The organism is Telluria sp. ZB4P34 (assembly GCF_059686055.1).
This window is the reverse complement of sequence record NZ_JCASIF010000003.1, coordinates 128,760-146,579: the sequence shown is the minus strand read 5'-3', so window position 1 is coordinate 146,579 and position 17,820 is coordinate 128,760. Positions and strand designations below refer to the sequence as shown.

General features: G+C 66.4%; 15 protein-coding genes. 3 read left to right on the top strand and 12 right to left on the bottom strand.

Annotated elements, in window-relative coordinates; genetic code table 11:
• Position 1: 1 nt before the first annotated feature.
• The 5 genes from AC56KL_RS07570 to AC56KL_RS07550 form a co-directional block, all read right to left on the bottom strand.
• A complete protein-coding gene (locus tag AC56KL_RS07570) occupies positions 2–1,516 on the bottom strand; it encodes a tryptophan halogenase family protein (protein WP_497179554.1) in 1,515 nt (504 codons plus the stop codon).
• A 10-nt stretch (positions 1,517–1,526) separates the two neighbouring features.
• Positions 1,527–2,540: a cupin-like domain-containing protein gene (locus tag AC56KL_RS07565; RefSeq protein ID WP_497179553.1), complete on the bottom strand. Its 1,014-nt coding sequence runs from the start codon at positions 2,538–2,540 to the stop codon at positions 1,527–1,529.
• The gene (locus AC56KL_RS07560; protein WP_497179552.1) at positions 2,524–3,234 is read right to left on the bottom strand and encodes a SapC family protein; all 711 of its coding nucleotides are present in this window, start codon (positions 3,232–3,234) and stop codon (positions 2,524–2,526) included. The genes AC56KL_RS07565 and AC56KL_RS07560 overlap by 17 nt, the downstream gene beginning before the upstream one ends.
• A gap of 45 nt (positions 3,235–3,279) precedes the next feature.
• Complete coding sequence (locus AC56KL_RS07555; protein ID WP_497179551.1) at positions 3,280–4,857, bottom strand: tryptophan halogenase family protein; 1,578 nt, start codon at positions 4,855–4,857, stop codon at positions 3,280–3,282.
• Between the two features lie 130 nt (positions 4,858–4,987).
• Positions 4,988–7,978, bottom strand: a complete 2,991-nt coding sequence (locus AC56KL_RS07550) for a TonB-dependent receptor (RefSeq protein WP_497179550.1) — start codon at positions 7,976–7,978, stop codon at positions 4,988–4,990.
• A 605-nt stretch (positions 7,979–8,583) separates the two neighbouring features.
• Between AC56KL_RS07550 and AC56KL_RS07545 the strand changes: the two genes are divergently transcribed.
• The 3 genes from AC56KL_RS07545 (at position 8,584) to AC56KL_RS07535 (ending at position 11,380) form a co-directional block, all read left to right on the top strand.
• A complete protein-coding gene (locus AC56KL_RS07545; RefSeq protein ID WP_497179549.1) occupies positions 8,584–9,567 on the top strand; it encodes a polysaccharide deacetylase family protein in 984 nt (327 codons plus the stop codon).
• Positions 9,568–9,583: 16 nt separating this feature from the next.
• Entirely contained in the window at positions 9,584–10,429 is an 846-nt protein-coding gene (locus AC56KL_RS07540; protein WP_497179548.1) for a glycoside hydrolase family 16 protein, read from the top strand.
• A 183-nt stretch (positions 10,430–10,612) separates the two neighbouring features.
• Positions 10,613–11,380 carry a GIN domain-containing protein gene (locus tag AC56KL_RS07535; RefSeq protein ID WP_497179547.1) on the top strand — a complete coding sequence of 256 codons (768 nt, stop codon included), beginning with the start codon at positions 10,613–10,615 and terminating at the stop codon, positions 11,378–11,380.
• Between the two features lie 92 nt (positions 11,381–11,472).
• On the opposite strand, the gene AC56KL_RS07530 is transcribed toward AC56KL_RS07535, so the two are convergent.
• From AC56KL_RS07530 to AC56KL_RS07500, 7 genes are all read right to left on the bottom strand, one after another.
• A complete protein-coding gene (locus tag AC56KL_RS07530) occupies positions 11,473–11,799 on the bottom strand; it encodes a BON domain-containing protein (RefSeq protein ID WP_497179546.1) in 327 nt (108 codons plus the stop codon).
• Positions 11,800–11,891: 92 nt separating this feature from the next.
• Positions 11,892–12,974 (bottom strand): LytR C-terminal domain-containing protein, encoded by a 1,083-nt coding sequence (locus AC56KL_RS07525; protein ID WP_497179545.1) that lies wholly within the window; start codon positions 12,972–12,974, stop codon positions 11,892–11,894.
• Between the two features lie 17 nt (positions 12,975–12,991).
• The gene (locus AC56KL_RS07520; protein WP_497179544.1) at positions 12,992–13,933 is read right to left on the bottom strand and encodes a type II secretion system F family protein; all 942 of its coding nucleotides are present in this window, start codon (positions 13,931–13,933) and stop codon (positions 12,992–12,994) included.
• Between the two features lie 7 nt (positions 13,934–13,940).
• Positions 13,941–14,918 (bottom strand): type II secretion system F family protein, encoded by a 978-nt coding sequence (locus AC56KL_RS07515; RefSeq protein WP_497179543.1) that lies wholly within the window; start codon positions 14,916–14,918, stop codon positions 13,941–13,943.
• An 11-nt stretch (positions 14,919–14,929) separates the two neighbouring features.
• Complete coding sequence (locus AC56KL_RS07510) at positions 14,930–16,273, bottom strand: TadA family conjugal transfer-associated ATPase (RefSeq protein ID WP_497179542.1); 1,344 nt, start codon at positions 16,271–16,273, stop codon at positions 14,930–14,932.
• A 27-nt stretch (positions 16,274–16,300) separates the two neighbouring features.
• Positions 16,301–17,476 (bottom strand): CpaE/TadZ family protein, encoded by a 1,176-nt coding sequence (locus AC56KL_RS07505; protein WP_497179541.1) that lies wholly within the window; start codon positions 17,474–17,476, stop codon positions 16,301–16,303.
• A gap of 58 nt (positions 17,477–17,534) precedes the next feature.
• Positions 17,535–17,813 (bottom strand): hypothetical protein, encoded by a 279-nt coding sequence (locus AC56KL_RS07500; RefSeq protein WP_497179540.1) that lies wholly within the window; start codon positions 17,811–17,813, stop codon positions 17,535–17,537.
• Positions 17,814–17,820 lie beyond the last annotated feature (7 nt).

Below are 17,820 nucleotides of genomic sequence, written 5' to 3'. Positions count from 1 at the left end.
CCTACTTCGGCGCCGCGCAGTAGCGCTCCACATAAGACTGGTGCGAAGGCAGGCCGGCCACGGTGCGGTCGATCTGTCCCTTGATCCCGCCCAGGAAACCAGACAATTCCTCGTCGCCCATCAGGTCGGCCGTCTGGTGATGACGATAGGGCATGATGCCCTGTCCCAGCATCACCTGGATCCACGAGTTCTCGGCGAACAGTTCGGTCGGCGCACGGAACACCCGTCCCGTCTCGCGGAACAGGTCGATGCGGTGCTGCAGCGACTTCGGCACCGCCATGTTGCGCGCATCGACCCAATAGGGCGCGTCGATCCGGTTGTTGACCTTGTAGTGCAGGATGATGAAGTCGCGGATGTGCTCCACCTCGCCCCAGGTCTGCCGGTTGAACTCGTCGACGTCGGTCTGCACGATGCCGCTGGTCGGGAAGATCTGCATCAGGCGGACGATGCTGCGCTGGATCAGGTGGATGCTGGTCGATTCGATCGGCTCGAGGAAGCCGCTGGACAGGCCGACCGCGACCACGTTGTTCTTCCACACCTGCCTGCGCTGGCCCGGCGTGAACTTGATGACGCGCGGCTTCATCAGGGCTTCGCCTTCGACGTTCCCCAGCAGCGCCTCGATGGCCGCGCCCTCTTCCACGTAGCGGCTGGAGAACACGATGCCGTTGCCGACACGGTGCTGCAGCGGGATGCGCCACTGCCAGCCGAAGGGGTGTGCGATCGAACGCGTGAGCGGAATCGCGTCGCCCACCGATGCCGTCTGCAGCGCGGCCGCGCTGTCGTTGAACAGCCACTCCGACCAGTTCTCGTACTCGACGCCCATGGCCTGCCCGATCAGGAGACCGCGGAAACCCGTGCAGTCGATGAACAGGTCGCCCTCGATGTCCACGCCGGAATCGAGCGTGATCGAGCGCACGTGGCCCGTCAAGGCGCTGGTCGTGACGTCGACGATCTTGCCCTCGATGCGCTCTACGCCGAAACGCTCGCTGAACTTGCGCAGGTAGCGCGCGTAGGCGCTCGCATCCAGGTGGTAGGCATAGTTCATGCCGCCGCGCGGCAGGTGGGCGAACTTGTTCTCTTGCGAGGCGCGCAGTTCCAGGCAGTAGTCGCCATAGTCGCCGGCCAGGCCGCGTTCGCGGCCCTTGTGCCAGAAGTGCTGGAAGCCGGCGGTCCAGTGGTCGGTGCCGGTCAGGCCGAACGAGTGGATGTAGTTCTCGTTCACGTTGCGCCAGTTTTCGAAGCTGATGCCGAGCTTGAAGGTAGCCTTGGTCTCGGCCATGAATTCCTGCTCGTTGATCTCGAGGAGGTTGTGGAAATTCAGCAGGGTCGGGATGGTCGCCTCGCCCACGCCCACGGTGCCGATCTCGTCGGATTCGACCAGTTTGATGTCGAGGCGCTTGCCCAGCACCTTCGAGATGCAGGCGGCCGCCATCCAGCCGGCGGTGCCGCCGCCGGCGATCACGACCCGGCGCACGGGTTTGCCCATGCCGCCCATCTGCGCGCTTGCCTTGTCCATGCTTGTCTCCTCAGCGATTCATTCTTTTTAATAATTGGGCGCGGATGCTGCGCACGGCTTCGGCGTCCATCGGTGCCAGCGCGCGCCGTGCGTCCGGCGGGATGTGGGCCGCGGTCTCCTCGTCCGCTTCGAACACGTAGTGGCGGAACAGCCCGGCCCAGGCTTCGCGCTGCGCCGGCGGCAGGTCGCGCACGCTCATCAAGGCGTGCATCAGCGCGTTCATCGGCGTGTCCATGTAGTCGGGCGACTGGCGCCACCAGTAGTTCGCCAGCACGTTGAAGTCTTCCAGCGCCTGGATGTGGTGCCACCACATGCTGGGGATGAACAGCGCGTCGCCAGGCGCCAGTTCGGCGCTCAAGGCGTGTTCCATCGCCGTCGCGAAGCGCGGAAAGCTTTCCAGGTCGGGTTTTAAAAAATCGACCAGGCTGATGGCCTGCCCGGCCGGCGTCAGGTCGAGCGGGCCGATGTACAGGTTCGCCACCTGGTCCGGGGGGAACAGGGTGAAACGGCGCCGTCCGGCCACCACGCAGGCCAGGTTGTCCGGCAGGTCGTAGTGGGCGGCGATGCGGGTGCGGTTGCCGATCCAGATCGAGCCCAGCGCATCGCGGCCGCCGAGGTCGATGAGGTTCTCGTCGTGGAAGCCCGGCAGGCAGGTGTCGATGGTGGTCGAGCCGACGTAGATCGCCGGTTGCTGGGCGACGCCGCGGTAGCGCGCCAGTTCCGCCAGCACCTTGTCGAGGCGCACCCGCACCGGCGCGAAGTTGAAGCCGTCCATCGCGTCGTTGTAGAAGAAGCGGCCTTCGATCTCGGGGGGGCCGAGCATGGCGTTGACGGTGGCGTCGCGGTAGAAGCGGCGCAGGTAGGCGTCGGCGGCGTCGGCCGAGGCGCGCGCAGCGGCGACGGCCGGCCACTGGGCCACCAGTCCGCGCAGCACCACCGGCTCGGTGGCTTCGAGAATGCCCGGGCCGAGGTCGCGCGGCCTCAGGCCGGCGAGCTCGCGGATCGGTTTAGCCGCGGGCAGCATGGCGTGCGTTCTTGCGGTCGATCAGGGCGCGGAAGTTCGACAGCGAGGCCAGCTGGAAGTAGATCGGGCCGAGGTAGCCGGACTTGTGCAGGCTGCCGAGGGCGGCGGCGTCCAGCGCGGCCAGGCGGTCCTCGTTGATGGTGTAGAAGCCGGCCAGGCGGTGCTGCGAGCCGTCGTCGAGGGTAACATCGAGCGAGAAGCCTTCGATCAGCTCGTGCTCCACCAGTGCCGCGATGAAGCCGGCGCTCGTCTGCATGCCTTCATGGATGCTCAGCAGGACCGAGTTGATGTGCTCTAAATAGGGGCTCATGCCGCCATGCGGCAGGAAGATCGGCTCGCCCTCGGTGCTGCTGACCCGCGGGCTGTCGAGGTCGATATGGATCATCAGCTCGTCGCCGTCGCGCCCGATCATGAAAGGCAGGCGTCCCACCAGCATCGGGATGGTGGAGGCGTCCCAGCCGCTGTCGCCCAGGAACAGGTTTTCGCCGTCCTCGAAGCCGAGCAGGGCGACCGGCTCGAAGGCCGCCGCTTCATTCTCCTTGCGGAAGATGATCGGGTAGTGGGCCTGCAGCAGGCGGAACTCGGCCGGGAAGGTCGGCACGATCGCGTGGTGCTCGTCCATGTCGCGGCCGTGGCGGGTGATCACACGCAGGTCCTTGTGATCGATATTATTCAGCATGACAGGCTTGGCCATCGGTGTCTCTTTTCGTTGTCGTTGTGATGGTGTGAGCGTTCTTGCTCACGCGGTCGGTAGTCCATGGCGCACGATGTGCGCAATGAGCATGCGGTTGTCCGGCAGCGCCGGCAGCATCCTGCGCGTCAGGTCGGCCGCCTGGCGGAAGAAAGCGTCGGCGGATTCGCCGTCCGGTTCCCCGGGACGGTGGCGCCGGGCCGGGCCCGGCTCGGGATGGAATCCCATCCCGTACAAGATGTACTGGTAACTCGCGGCCGGGAATACTTCCTGGATGCGATCGAAGTCGTAGCGCGAGGGAGGACGGTGCTGCCACAGCGCCAGCATGGCGCTCAGGCGCTCCGGAATGGTGTCGGCGCGGCGGTTGTCGCGCCAGTAGCCGCTCGCATCCAGCTCGCCGCTACGGCGGCTCAGCACGTAGTGCAGCTTGAGGAAGTCGATCACCCGCTCCCAGCGGTAGGTGAAGGTGGTGTTGAAGCGCGCGGCGCTGATGTCCATCTGCGCGCGCGTGACCGGCATCTCGTCGGCCAGCATCGCGGCCGACAATTCGACCAGCGCCAGCGCCGAGGCTTCCAACGGCTCGATGAAACCGGCGGACAGGCCGATGGCAACGCAGTTGCGATGCCAGAAACGCTCGCGGTAGCCCGGATCGAAGCTCAGCTTGCGCGGCGACGGGATGTCGTCCGGGCCGCCGGTGGCGCGGATGTAGTCGCGCAGCGCGGCTTCGGCCTGCTCGTCGCTCGTGTGCGCACTCGAGTAAACGTGGCCGATGCCGCGCCGGGTCGGCAGGCCGATGTCCCAGATCCAGCCCGCCTGCTGTGCGGTGGAGGTGGTCTGCGAGGCGATCGGATCCGCTTCGTTCCGGTACGGCACCTGCACCGCAAGCGCGCTGTCATTGAACAGGACGCCGCGCTGCGGGAGGAAAGGCACGCCATAGTGCTTCCCCAGCAGCAGCGACTGCATGCCGGTGCAGTCCACGAACAGGTCGCCCGCCAGGTCCCCGTGCGCTGTGGTGTGCAGGGCGGCGATGTCGCCATTGTCATGCGACCGGATGCCGGTCACGTGGTCCGGCACGAACCGGACACCCAGGCGTTCGAGGCAGTGCTTCTTGAGGAAGTGGCCGAACTTGCCGGCGTCCAGGTGGTAGCCGTAGTTGGCCACGGCCGCGAATTCCGGCGTCATGGCCTGCTTCGGCGCGCGCCCGTGCACGCACAGGTGCGGCTGGTAGCTCACCAGGTCGGCAAAGGGCACGTCGCGGTGGCGCTCGAGCCAGCGGCCGGCGATGTCGGCATCGCCCCAGCCCTGGGGCAGCACGAAGGGGTGGAAATAGTAGTCGTCTTCGGCGCCGCTGACCCAGCGGTTGAAGCGCGAGCCCTGCTTGAAGGCGGCGTCGCACTCGCGGAAGAACGCGGATTCGGACAGGCCGGCGGCGCGCAGGGTGTCGCGCATGGTCGGCCAGGTACCCTCTCCCACGCCGATGGTGGGCACGTCGGGCGATTCGATCAGGGTCACGCGCAAACCGCCGTGCTCGTCCTGCTGGAAGCTGGAAGCCAGGACGGCCGCGGTCAGCCAGCCGGCCGACCCTCCGCCCACGATGACGACATGCCTGATGGTGGTGCTCACCATGTTTGTTTCCAAAAAAACAGATGCTGGGTAAGTCTACCCTGAAAAACAGCACAGCGGACCGTGGAAGAGACCACGGCCCGCTGCTTTTTTCGCTCCGCACGGGCGGGCAGCCCGTGCGGAAAGCGTCGCCTTAGAACTTGTAGCGGGCCGACACCATGTAACGCGGACCGGACTGCTCCACATACAATGCCTGACGCTCGTTACGGCCATGCAGGCGCCGGATCTCATCGGTCAGGTTGATGCCCTCGAGCTGGACACTGATGTTCTTGTTGACGTTGTACCCGATGCTCAGGTCAAGCTGGCCGTAGGCTTCGACGTACTGCGGATTCGGACCGGCGCCGTCGTTGGTCGCTGCCAGGAACTTGTCACGCCAGTTGTAGGCCGCGCGCACGTTCCACTTGTCGTTCTCGAAGATACCCACCAGGTTGGCCGAGTCGCTCATGCCGACCAGCGCGAACTGCGCGCCGAGGCCAGCGTTGTCATACGCCAGGCCCGAATCGACCTTGGTGTAGTTCGCCTGGAAGCCAAAGCCCGAGTTGCTGAACATGTGCTGCACGTTGAACTCGAGGCCGCGCAGTCGCGCCGCCTTCTGGTTCGAGAAGGTCGTGATCCGGAAGTCGGCGATCGGGTCGTTCGGCTGGCCGACGATCGAACCGGTGGCGTTGCCGAGGGCGTCATCCGCTCCGCGCGTCACGCCAGGACGTCCTGCGAAGTTGCGGAAGATATAGTTGCGGATGCAAGTCGTGTCCGCGGTCGTGCAACCAGAGGCGATCGCCGCATTCCAGTAGGCGCCGCCCACCGGGGTGCGCAGGCCGAATGGCTGGGCGGTGACCTGCTCCTGGCCGGCGTAATTCTCCAGGCTCTTGCGGAAGTGGCCGACCGAGACGAAGCTCGACTTGTTGTAGTACCACTCCCAGGCCAGGTCGATGTTCTTCGACTTCACCGGCAGCAGGCCCGGGTTGCCCTGGTTGCCGGTACCGCCCTGGACACGGCCCTGGGTATCAAGCACCTGGCCGCCGGTCAGCTGGTCATAGCGGGCGCGGCCGATGGTCTCGCCGTAGCTGAAGCGGCCCTTCATGTCGGAACGCAGCTCGATGTCGGCGTCGAAGCTCGGCAGCAGGTGCTTGTACTTGCCGGTCAGGGTGGTGAAGGACGGCGCGCCGAAGCCCACGGCGAACTCGTTCTGCGACAGCCAGGTGTAGGACGTGGCGATCGGCACCAGCGCGGTCGAGGTGACGTCGGTCTTCTCGTAGCGCGCACCGATCGAGGTGTGCACCGGCATCGCGAAATCCCAGTCGGTGTTGAACTGCAGGTACAGGCTCTTCGACTTCTCGCGGGTGCGCTGGTCGGTGGTATAGCCCGATTTCGGCATGTACAGCTCCGGCTTGCCGGTCACCTGCGCGGCTAGCTGGCGCAGGGCGGCGAAGTCGAAGGTGTAGAACTGGTTGAACAGTCGCGGGTCGTCGTGGCCATCGATGCTGTCGAAGTACTGGCTCAGGCTCTCCTTGTGGAAGTAGCTGGCCGGGTAATCTGACGCCTTGGTGGCGCCGCCCCAGGTGTCATCGCGCTGCTGCACCGAGAAGGCCGAACGGTTCTTGGCGTCGGTGGTGCCGAGGCCGAACTTGAGCTCGGACGCTTCCAGCATCTTCCAGCTGCCATGGGTCTGGATCTGGCTGATCTCGCTCTTGACATAGGCATTCTCGAACACCGAACCGGTCACCTGCTGCGGAGCGCGCGCGAAGTCGGCGCCCTGGATGCTCATGACCGGCAGGTCCTTCGAGAAGTCGACGCTGGTGGTGCCGCGGCTGAAGCTGGCGGTGCCCAGCACGTTGGACGAACCGAATGGACTGTCCGGCTTCGATTCGGCGGTCGAACGGTGGGCATCGAGTTCGAAGCGGACGTCGCTGTTGACCTTCCAGACCGTATTGAAGCCGATCGAGTTGTTCTCGGACTTGGTGGCGAAGTCGGCGCCGCCCATGGCGATGTCGCTATTGGCCGGGTTGATGATCTCGGTGTAGACCAGCGGCGCGGCGACCGGGCCGTTGGTCCAGGTGCTCGACGACGGGCCGAAGTTGAACCAGGCCGACAGGTCCTGGCGGCGGGTCTGGATCTTGTTTTGCGAGTAGGTGTAGTCGAGGGTCGTGGTCAGGGCCTTGCTCGGCGCGAACTGCAGCGTCAGCTGGCCATTGGTGCGCTGGCGCTGGATGCCGTTCATCGCGTAGTTCATGTTCTGCGGCACCTGGTAGATATCACCCGGCTTCGGACGGTTGGTGATGTTTTCCGAGCCCGGCGCGCCAGGTTGCGGGATGCTGCCCCAGTTGTTCTCGTCGCCGCGGAACGGACCCCGCCAGCCGTTGCCCACCGAGGCCACGTTGTAGCCCAGGTTGCGTTCCTGGTAGCTGCCCGACAGGGCGATACCGAAGCGGCCGTCGGCCGAGGTATTGCTATAGAGGCCAGACACTTCGGGCGTGACATTACCGCCGCGCTTGATATCGCCCGGCAGGTTCGTAGCCGAGGTGTCATACACGCCCTTGACGCCAACGGTTGCCTGCATGCCTGGACGCGACAGCGGACGTGCAGTAATGACGTTGATGGTGGCGCCGATGCCGCCGGTCGGGGTCTCGGCGCGTGCCGACTTGTACACCTGCAGCTGCGAGATGCCTTCGGACGCGATGTTGGCGAAATCGTAGGCGCGGCCCGGACGGTCGCCCAGGATCGAGGTCGGCATCTGGCGGCCGTTGAGCAGCACCAGGTTGAAGTCGGGGCCGACGCCGCGCACGGTGACTTTGGAGCCTTCGCCGATGTTGCGCTCGATCGACACGCCGCTGATACGCTGCAGCGATTCGGCCAGGTTGGTATCCGGGAATTTGCCGATATCTTCGGCGACGATGCCGTCAACGAAGCCCTGCGCATTGCGCTTGAGGGCCATCGACGATTCGAGACTGGCGCGCAGGCCGGTCACGACAACCGTCTGGACGCTGGCCGGCGAGGACGGGGTGCTGCCCTCCTGCGGCGTCGTTGCAGCCTGGTCGGTGCTGGTGGCTGCGCCCGGCGTCGAAGCGACTTCCTGGGCGTAGGCCGGCATGAATGCTGCGCACGCGCTGGCAACTGCCAGGCTCATCAGTGTCTGTTTAGCCTTGGGGTAATACATGGTGCTCTCCTGTTTTTTTAAATATGACCGTCACCCATTCCAACGGTGTCTCCACTACTGTGCCGGCTGAACCCGGTTGCACGCTGCCGGCGATGCTGCTGTCGTCCCTAATCCTGGGCACCTCCTCGCCACGTTGCCGGCCGGTCTGGACCGCCGGCTGCGCGTGGCGCTTCCCGCCGCCAGGCAACACGATGAGGACATGCGACTGGTGCCGATGTCCTCGCTGCCGGGTGGCGGGTAAAGGGTTGCGCGTTGCGCTCGTTCATCTGTAATCGCTCAGCTCTGCATTCGGGATGCGTCGTTGATCAAGCAATCCGTCCGGTACATGGAAACGTTTCCACGTCAGTTGTTTGAATATTAGGGTTAGGAAAAAAAATTGTCAACGGAATATTCCACAGTGGTAGGAGTCGATATGCGGCTGATTTGCAACACCTTGTGCGTCGTAGAGTGAAACCCGTGCGCTGTCGAGGCGCCTGGTACGCGGGGTGATGCGATTGACAGCGAAAAATCGGCGGTGCTATAGTCGGCTTAACATTATGGTAACGTTTCCAATATCGACGCACAATGGAGGGTGGATGGGACAGGGTGACAGCACGGGAAACACACCTGGTCGCGGCCGCAAGGCATGCGTGGCGCGCCCGTTTCCCGGCGTCGCCCCGATGCCGGATGCGGCCCTTGCTGCAGGTTCGCCTGGGCATGCGCTGCGTGCGCCTGGCGACTATTGGCGCCGTATTGCCGGCACTGTCCTCGCACTGGCGATCGGACTGCATGCGGGGGCGGCGCTGGCCGCACCTGCAGCAGCACCGCCCGCGTTCGCCTGGCCGAATGGCGCACGCGCCGCCGTCAGCCTGGCCTACGACGACGCCCTCGATTCCCAGCTCGACCACGCCCTCCCCGCCCTGGACAGGCATGGCCTCAAGGCCAGCTTCTACCTGCAGTTGTCGAACCCGGCGGTGGCGCGGCGCATGGATGCATGGCGTGCGGCCGCGCGGCGCGGCCACGAGCTCGGCAACCACAGCCTGTTCCACCAGTGCGCGCGCAGCAAGCCGGGGCGCGACTGGGTCGAGCCGCACCGCAACCTCGATACCACGAGCGTCGAGCAGATGCGCGACCAGATACTGCTGGCCAATACCATGCTGACGGCGATCGACGGCCGCCGGGAACGCAGCTTCACCGTACCCTGCGGCGATACCGTGGCCGGCGGACGCGACTATCTGCCCGCCGTAGGTGACCACTTCGTCGCGGTCAAGGTGGGCGGCGGCAGCGGCGTCGTCGATGCGATGGCGACGCTCGACCCGCTGGCGGTGCCGGTGGCGGCCCCGAGCGGCAGCAGCGGCGCCGAGCTGATCGCCATCGTGCGCCAGGCGATGCAGCGTGGGACGATGGTCAACCTGACCTTCCACGGGATCGGCGGCGACTACCTCGGCGTGTCGACGCAGGCCCATGACGAGCTGCTCCGCTTCCTGGCCGACAACCGTCGGCAAGTCTGGACCGACACCTTCCTCAACATCATGAAACACGTCAGGCAGCAGCAGGCGCGCCCGCCTGCGGCGCCATGACACCACAAGGAGACCCATGAAACCGATCCGCGCCCTGCTCGCTCCCCTCGCCGCGCTGCTGGCCCTGGCCACCGCCGGCTGCGCCACGCCGCCCGCCGCCCTGCCTGCCGCCACGTCCGCTACCCTTCCCGCATCGGCCGGCTGGACGCTGGTGTGGAACGACGAATTCGATGGCGACCGGCTCGACCGCACGAAGTGGGTGGCGGAAATCGGCGGCCATGGCTGGGGCAACAAGGAGCTGCAGTACTACACCGACCGTCCCGAGAACGTGCGGGTGGCCGACGGCAAGCTGATCATCGAGGCGCGCAAGGAACGCCATGGCGAGAACGAGTACACTTCGGCGCGCCTCAAGACCGCCGGCCTGATGGAGCAGATGCATGGCCGCTTCGAAGCGCGCATCAAGATACCGCCGGGCCAGGGGATCTGGCCGGCGTTCTGGATGCTGGGGGCAAACATCAAGCAGGTCGGCTGGCCGCGCAGCGGCGAGATCGACATCATGGAAATCATCGGCAAGGAACCCTCGCTCGTACATGGCACGCTGCATGGGCCCGGCTATTCGGGAGACAAGGCGTTCACCAAGTCCCTGCCGCTGGAGCGCGGCATCTACGCCGACAATTACCACGTGTTCGCGGTGGAGTGGGAGCGCGGCGAGATCCGCTGGTATCGCGACGGCATTCACTTCCACACGGCGCGCCCGGACCTGGTCAAGGGCGAATGGGTCTTCGAGCATCCCTTCTTCGTGCTGCTGAACCTGGCCGTCGGGGGCCTGTGGCCGGGCTACCCCGACAGCACCACGGTGCTGCCGCAGCGGATGCTGGTGGACTACGTGCGCGTCTACCGGCGCGCGGTAGCGGGCCGGTAGCGTCCGATCGGGCCGGTAGTCCGGATAAGGGAGGATGTCCGCAGGCATCTTCGCGTTCCGCAGCAGCCATTCCGGCTTTTTTACGCTCCAGGCCGCGGATTGCGCAGTCCATCGCAATCGCCCGGAGCGCGACGCGGCAGCGCCCTATAGTGCTTTCATCGCATTCCTACCGGAGAACAAGCCATGAAAAAACTGTTGAGCGCCGCCGCCGTTGCCGCCACCTTCGCACTGGTCGCCAGCCCCGTACTGGCCGATGAGACCGTGCGCGAGAATCGCAACGTCGACGCCAAGGTGACCAAGGTAAAACTGGACGGCATCGTCGACCTCGTCGTCCGCCAGGGGAACACCCCTTCCCTCGTCGTGTCGGGCGACCGCCGCTACGTGCAGCGAATTACCACCTCGCAGCGCGGCGACACGCTCGAAATCGGTACCGAATCCTTCAATACCCGCCGCGGCGACATGCACGAGAAACTGCGCGCCGAACTGACCGTGCCGAACCTTGCGGAATTTACTTCGCAGGGCGTGGGCGCGACGACCGTTACCGGCTTCTCGGACAACAGCATCCAGGTCGCACTCGACGGCGCCGGCTCGGTGACCATGAACAGCAGTTACCGTAACATCGATGCGCGGCTGGGCGGCGTAGGCGGCCTGACCTTCAATGGCGTGCGCGCCGAACGCGTCGACCTGAGCCTGCGCGGCGCCGGCCGCATCAGCGTCAGCGGCGAAAGCAAGCTTCTGCGCGCCAAGCTGGCCGGCGTCGGCAGCCTGGAAGCACAAGGCCTGCGCGCAGAGTCGGTCGACCTCGACATGAGCGGCCTCGGCGGTGCAACGGTCCATGCGACCCGCGCGGCCGAAGTCGATCTGAGCGGCATGGGCTCGGCCACCGTCTACGGCAATCCGGCCAGCCGCAACGTCAACTCGAACGGCATGGGCAGGGTCGCCTGGAAATAAGCCCGGCGCGCGAATACGCTACGCAACCAAGGGCACAAGCGCAGCATGCCCGCGCACGCGCGCTGGCCTCGCCGCCGCCACAGGGCCACGCCCTACTGGCGGCGTTGCTCCCTGATCACCATGCTGTTGCGCACATCCCTCACCCCGGGCACCTCACGCGCAAGCTGCGCCGCACGGGCTGCGCTCTCGGACGAATCGACGAAGCCGCTAAGCTGCACGGTGCCCCGAAAGGTTTCCACCTGCACCTCGGTCGCCTTGACCTGCGGGTCGGTGGCGAGAGCAGTCTTGACCCGGGCGCTAATGGCGGTGTCGTCGATGTATTCGCCGGTGCCGCGGTGCGTGCCCGACGGAGCGCAGGCGCTGAGAATCGCCAGCAGCAGGCCGAGCAGGATCAGGTGGATGCGGTAGGAAAGATTCATGGAAAACTCCCGAGAGTAGGCAGATGAACCCATTCTCTCGAGCGAGACTCCCCGACGTTTGACGCCGGACAAACGTGCAAACGGACCTTTTTTCAATCAGATTTGTTCGCCGCCAGCACCGGTGCGGCTCCGTCGAGCGGCGCCGGCGGCCGCAGCACGAAACCGCGCCGCGCGACGTCGCGCCCGAGCACCACGCGCAGCCTGGCCGGGGCACAGCTGGCCACCTCCTGCAGCTGGGCGCCGCCGAAGCGATCGGCCAGGCGCTCGGCCGCCATGCGGTGGGCCGCCTCGTATTCGATGCGGGTGCGGCGCACGCGGAATCCCGGCTGGTTCGACAGGCGCGCCACCTTCAGACCGCCGGCTTCGACCTGGCGCGCCAGCATGCGCGCCATGCCCGGCACGCCGTTACCGTTGCGGATCTCGACCAGGGCCGGGCTGCCATTGACGGGGACCGCCGGCATCGGCGCGGGTACGGGCATGCTCGCCGGTCCCGGCTGGCGGCGCAGTTCGAACATGCCGTCCGCGCCGACATGCAGCTGCACCTGGGCCCAGCCCGGTTCTTCGCCCGCAGGCCCCTTGAGCGCACGGTCGATGGCCGCGACCGCGGTGCGGCCACCGGTGGCGGCCACATCGGCCCGGAAATCGTGGGCGCGCAGGGCATCGGCCTGGCTCAGCATCTGCTGCGCCCGCTCCTCTTGGCCCAGCTTGCGCAGGGTTTCGCCCAGCAGCTGCCAGGACCGGTGATTGAGCGGGTCCAGCAGGCAGGCTTTTTCGAGCGCGACCAGAGCCTCGGCATAGGATCCGTTGAGGAAATAGGCATGCCCGAGGTTGTTGAACAGGTAGGCCTTGCCGGGGCCGGAGGCCAGCGTCAGCGACTCTGTGAGCGCCTGCCACAAGGCGATCGCGGAGGCGAATTCGCGCTGTTCGGCATACAGTGTCGCCAGCCCGTTGCGGGCATTGACGTGTTGCGGGGATGCCTGCAGCGCAGCCTGGTAAGCGGCGCGCGCGTCGTCGTAGCGGCGCGCGAGGTGATGGTTGCGGCCGGCGAAGTATGCCTCGTCGGCTGCCGGCTCTCCGCCATCGAAGGCCGGGCGCCCGCCGATCGGCGCACAGGCGAGCAGGCCCGCGCCGGTGCACAGCAAGGCCAGACGGGTAAACAGGGTGGTCGTTCGCATGGCAGCCTCCTTCGTGTTCATTGGGCGCCGGGCAGTGCGCTCAGGGTCCGCAGCAGCTGGATCGTCGCGGGTCCAAGCAGCACCATCATCAGCGTGGGGAAAATGCAGAAGATCAGGGGGAACAGCAGCTTCAGGCCGATCTTGGCGGCGCATTCCTCGGCCATCATGCGGCGCTTGTAGCGCAGGTTGTCGGAATGCACACGCAGCGAGTCGCCCACGCTGGTGCCGAAGCGCTCGGACTGGATCAGCATCGCGACCAGGGTATCCACGTCCTCGACACCGGAGCGCAGCGCGAAGTTGCGCAAGGCTTTTTCCTTGCTAAAACCGGCGCGCATCTCCATCAGCACGAGCTGCAGTTCCTGCGCCAGCACGACGCTCTTGATGTGGATCTCGCCGGCCACCTTCACCATCGCCCGCTCCAGGCTCAGGCCAGCTTCGACGCAGACCGTCAGCAGGTCGAGCGCGTCGGGAATGGTCTCGAAGATCTCGCGCCGGCGCCGCTCGACGATCCGCCCCAGTACGATGTTCGGCAGGTAGTAGCCGAGCGAGGCCGCCAGCAGCAGCATGGGCAGCAGGTGTTTGCCCCCCAGCACGGCGCCATAGAGCATGGCAACAAGCGCCCCGAGTGCCGGCAGCAAGAGCGCGAGCCCGGTCTTGGACGCGAAATACAGGGTCGGGGCCGACGGGTTGCGCCAGCCGGCGTTCATGAAGCGCGTACGCAGGCCGGAATTTTCCCAGCCCTCGTCGGGAACCGAGAGTTTGCTCAGCGGCTTGGCCACGGTGGCCATCCGCTCGACCCAGCCATTGCCGGCTTCCAGCTGGCTCGGCTCGGCACTGCCGAGGAAGCGGCGCAGGCGCTCGCGCAGGGCCAGCGGTGCAAACAGCGCCAGGCCCAGCCACACGATGGCGAACACCACGCACAGGACGAGGAGCAGGAACAACAGCTGGGAAGAGTTCATGTTCACCTCAGATGCGGATACGAATGACGTTCCTCAGCCAGAGGGCGCCGACGATGAGCATGGCGGCGCCGAACCACAGCATGCGCACGCCGGCGGGGTCGGTCCAGAACAGGCTGATGTACTCCGGATTCAGCAGCAGCATCATGGCCCCCACGGCGAAGGGCAGCAGGCCGAGGATCCAGGCCGACAGCCTGCCCTCGGCCGACAGCACGCGCACGTGCGCCACCAGTTTCAGGCGCGCGCGGATGATCTGGCTGATGTTTCCCAGGATTTCCGCCAAGTTGCCGCCCGAGTCGCGCTGGATCAGCACCGCGATGATCAGGTAGCGCAGGTCGGTCAGGGGAATGCGCGCGGCCATGGCGTGCAGCGCCTCGTTCATCGGCACCCCGTAATTGATCTCTTCGCGGGCGATACGGAATTCGCTGCTGAGCGGCTCCGGGAGTTCGTTGCCGACGATTTGCAGGACGTTATTGAACGAGTGGCCGGCGCGCAGGGCGCGAGCGATGAAGTCGGCCGCCTCGGGCAGTTGCCGCTCGATGTGGATCAGCCTGCGCTGGCGCGCGCGCCGCACCAGCAGGCAGGGTATGCCCAGCCCGAGCGTGGCGAGGAACAGCCGCGCCGGCAACGGCAGCGGCCAGGCAAGCGAGAGCAGCGCGACGGCCGCCATGCAGCCCAGCGACCAGGCCAGGAACTGCTCCACCGAGGTGCCGACGCCGGCCTGCACCAGCAGCGCATCGATGCGGTGCGCCAGCGGCAGCCGGTGCAGGAGGCGGTCGAAGGTCCCATTACGGCTGTAGCGGCGCTGCTTGAGGATCGAGATCCGCTCGCCACTGCGTCCGGGCGAGCCCGACATGGTCTGCAGCCGGCGCGCGACGCGCCGTGCGGCCTTGCCGTGCGTCCCCATCCACCACAGGTAGACACCCTCGAACGCGAGGATCACCGCCGCGAACAGGAACACCACGAAAGCGTAGAACAGCGCGTCCATGCCCTCTCCTCCTAGAAGATCCGGTCGGGATCGAAGCTGTCTTCGGGCACCGGCACGCCGTACATCCTGAGCCGGTCGGCAAAGCGCGGACGCACCCCGGTGGCGCTGAAGCGGCCCTGCACCTTGCCGTCGGCATCGACGCCGGACTGCTCGAAGCGGAAGATCTCCTGCATCGAGATGATGTCGCCCTCCATGCCCGTGATCTCCTGCAGGCTGACGACCTTGCGCGTGCCGTCGGTCAGGCGCGAAGCCTGCACCACCACCGTCACCGCCGACACGATCTGCTGGCGGATCGCGCGCGCCGTCAGGTTCACGCCGGCCATGCTGACCATGTTCTCCAGCCGCGACAGCGCGTCGCGTGGGGTATTCGAATGGATCGTCGCCAGCGAGCCTTCGTGGCCGGTATTCATCGCCTGCAGCATGTCGAGCGCCTCGGCGCCGCGCACCTCGCCCAGGATGATGCGATCGGGGCGCATCCGCAGCGCATTGCGCACCAGCGCGCGCTGGGTCACCTCGCCCTTGCCTTCGATGTTCGGCGGGCGCGTCTCAAGGCGCACCACGTGCGGCTGGCGCAGCTGCAGCTCGGCGGCATCCTCGATCGTCACCACCCGCTCGCTGGCGGGAATGAAACCGGAGATCAGGTTGAGCAGCGTGGTCTTGCCGCTGCCGGTGCCGCCGGAAATCAGGATGTTGACCTTGGCCACGCCCAGGCTTTCCAGCACCCTGATCATGGGCGGCGTCAGGCTCTTGTAGTCCAGCAGGTTCTGCACCGTCAGCGGGCTGGCGCCGAAGCGCCGGATTGACAGCAGCGGCCCGTCCACCGCCAGCGGCGGGATGATCGCGTTGACCCGCGAGCCGTCCGGCAGGCGCGCATCGACCATCGGGCTCGACTCGTCCACGCGCCGGCCCACGCGCGAGACGATCTTCTCGATGATCTTCATCAGGTGGGCATTGTCATGGAAGCTGATGTCGGTGAGCTCGAGCTTGCCGCGCCGTTCGACGTAGACCTTGCTGGCGGTATTGACCAGGATGTCCGACACGGTCGGGTCGTTCAGCAGCGGCTCGAGCGGGCCGAAGCCGAGCATCTCGTGCTGGATGTCGAGCACCAGGTGGTGGCGCTCGTGCTGGTTCAGGACGATGCGCTCTTCCTCGATGATGCGCTGGATCAGCAGCGCCAGTTCGTGCTTGAACTGCTCGGCGGTGAGGCGCTTCAGGCGCTCCAGGTCGATGCGGTCCAGGATCATCTGGTGCATCAGTTTCTTGAGCTCCTGGTAGGCCTGGTTGCCGGCTTCCGCCGGCGCCGCGCCGGGCTGGCGTTCCTGGGCAGTACTCGCAAGGCGTTCACGTAGGGACATGGGTTGCTCCGTCGGTTCTTTGTCTGCTCAGTTATCTGCTTCACTGCGCCCAAACAGGCGGTCCAGCAGGCTGCGGCTCTCCTGGACGCGCCGGGTGGTCACCAGTTCGACCATGTCGGCCAGGCTGCGCGCGGCCGCGCTCGAGCGCGACAATTGCAGCACCGGCACGCCCTGGTTGACCGAGTCGGTGACGGCCACGTAATCGTTCGGGAAGGTATGCACTACTTCGCAGCCGAGCGCCGCGTGCAGGTCCTGCAGGCGCAGCTTGCCGCCCTTTTCGTAGCGGTTGACGATCAGGCGGATATGGTCGAGCACGTAGCCGAGCGAGCGGAAGATATCGAGCAGCCGGCGCGCATCGCGGATGTCCGGCAGCGCCAGCTGCAGGACCGGATAAATGGTGTCGGTGACGTCCAGTGCGCGCAGCGACACCGCGTCGATCTGGCGGCCAACGTCGAGCAGCACGTAGTCGTAGTGCTGGCGTGCGACGCGCAGGATGGTGTCGATGTGTTCCGGCTTGGCTTCCCTCGCGTGGGCGGCGTCGTCGGCGGCGGCCAGCACCCCGAAGCCGGGCGTGACGTGCACCACGCACGATTCCAGGAAGGGGCCGTCGATGCGGGCGATCTGGGCGCAGACGTCGGACAGCGTCATGGCCGGCTTCTGGTCGGAGACGTACAGCGCGGCGTCGCCGAACTGGCCATGCAGGTCGATCAGCAGCACCTTCTTGGCGGCCAGCGTGGCGAGCGCGTAGCCGAAGTTGGTCGAGATGAAGGTGGCGCCGCTGCCGCCCTTGCAGGCGATGAAGGCCAGGACCTTGCCGTCCCGCAGGGCCGACACGCCGGCGGCGGTCGAGATGCGGTCCATCGACTCGTGGAAGGCGCGGTGCACGAGCGGCAGCTGCAGCACTTCGCGCACCCCGGCGCGCATGGCGCGGATCAGGAGTTCCGGCTGGTGCTGGGCGGTGAGCAGCATCAGGTGGGCCTCGGGATACTGGCGGCCGAGACGTTCGAGCAGTGCGGCTTCGGAAGGCTCGGTATCGGTGGCATCGACGATCACCAGCTGGGGGCTGTCGGCCTCCGGCCGGTCGAGCGCCTCGCGCAGGCTGGCGCGCACCGCGCCCAGGTACAGCGGCGGCACGCGCGCCGCACCCTGCGAGGCGATCTCCGCATAAAGCTGGCTGTCGCGGCTGATGAGTAGCGCTTTCATGGCGGGCCTTGTGGCGGACGCGTTCGGATGCGCGTTCGGATGAATGAAGGGCCGGCGCCTAGCGTGAGCTGCCGGTGTTGAGGATGAGTGCGGGCGGCATGCTTTCCGGCTGCGCGTAGCTGCGCTGGTAGCGGTCGTGCGCGCCCCTGGCGGCGCGCCCGTCGATGCCGGCGGCCGGATTCCTGTTGGTCGTCGCGGCCGGGTCGAGCACCTGGGCGGCCAGGTTTTCCCGTGTGGCGGCGCCGAACTGCCTGTCCCACTGCGGCGTCGTGTGCACGCAACCCTGCAGGCAGGCGCCGAGCAGCACCAGCGCGGTAAATCGGATGGTTGTCGTCACGATAAGC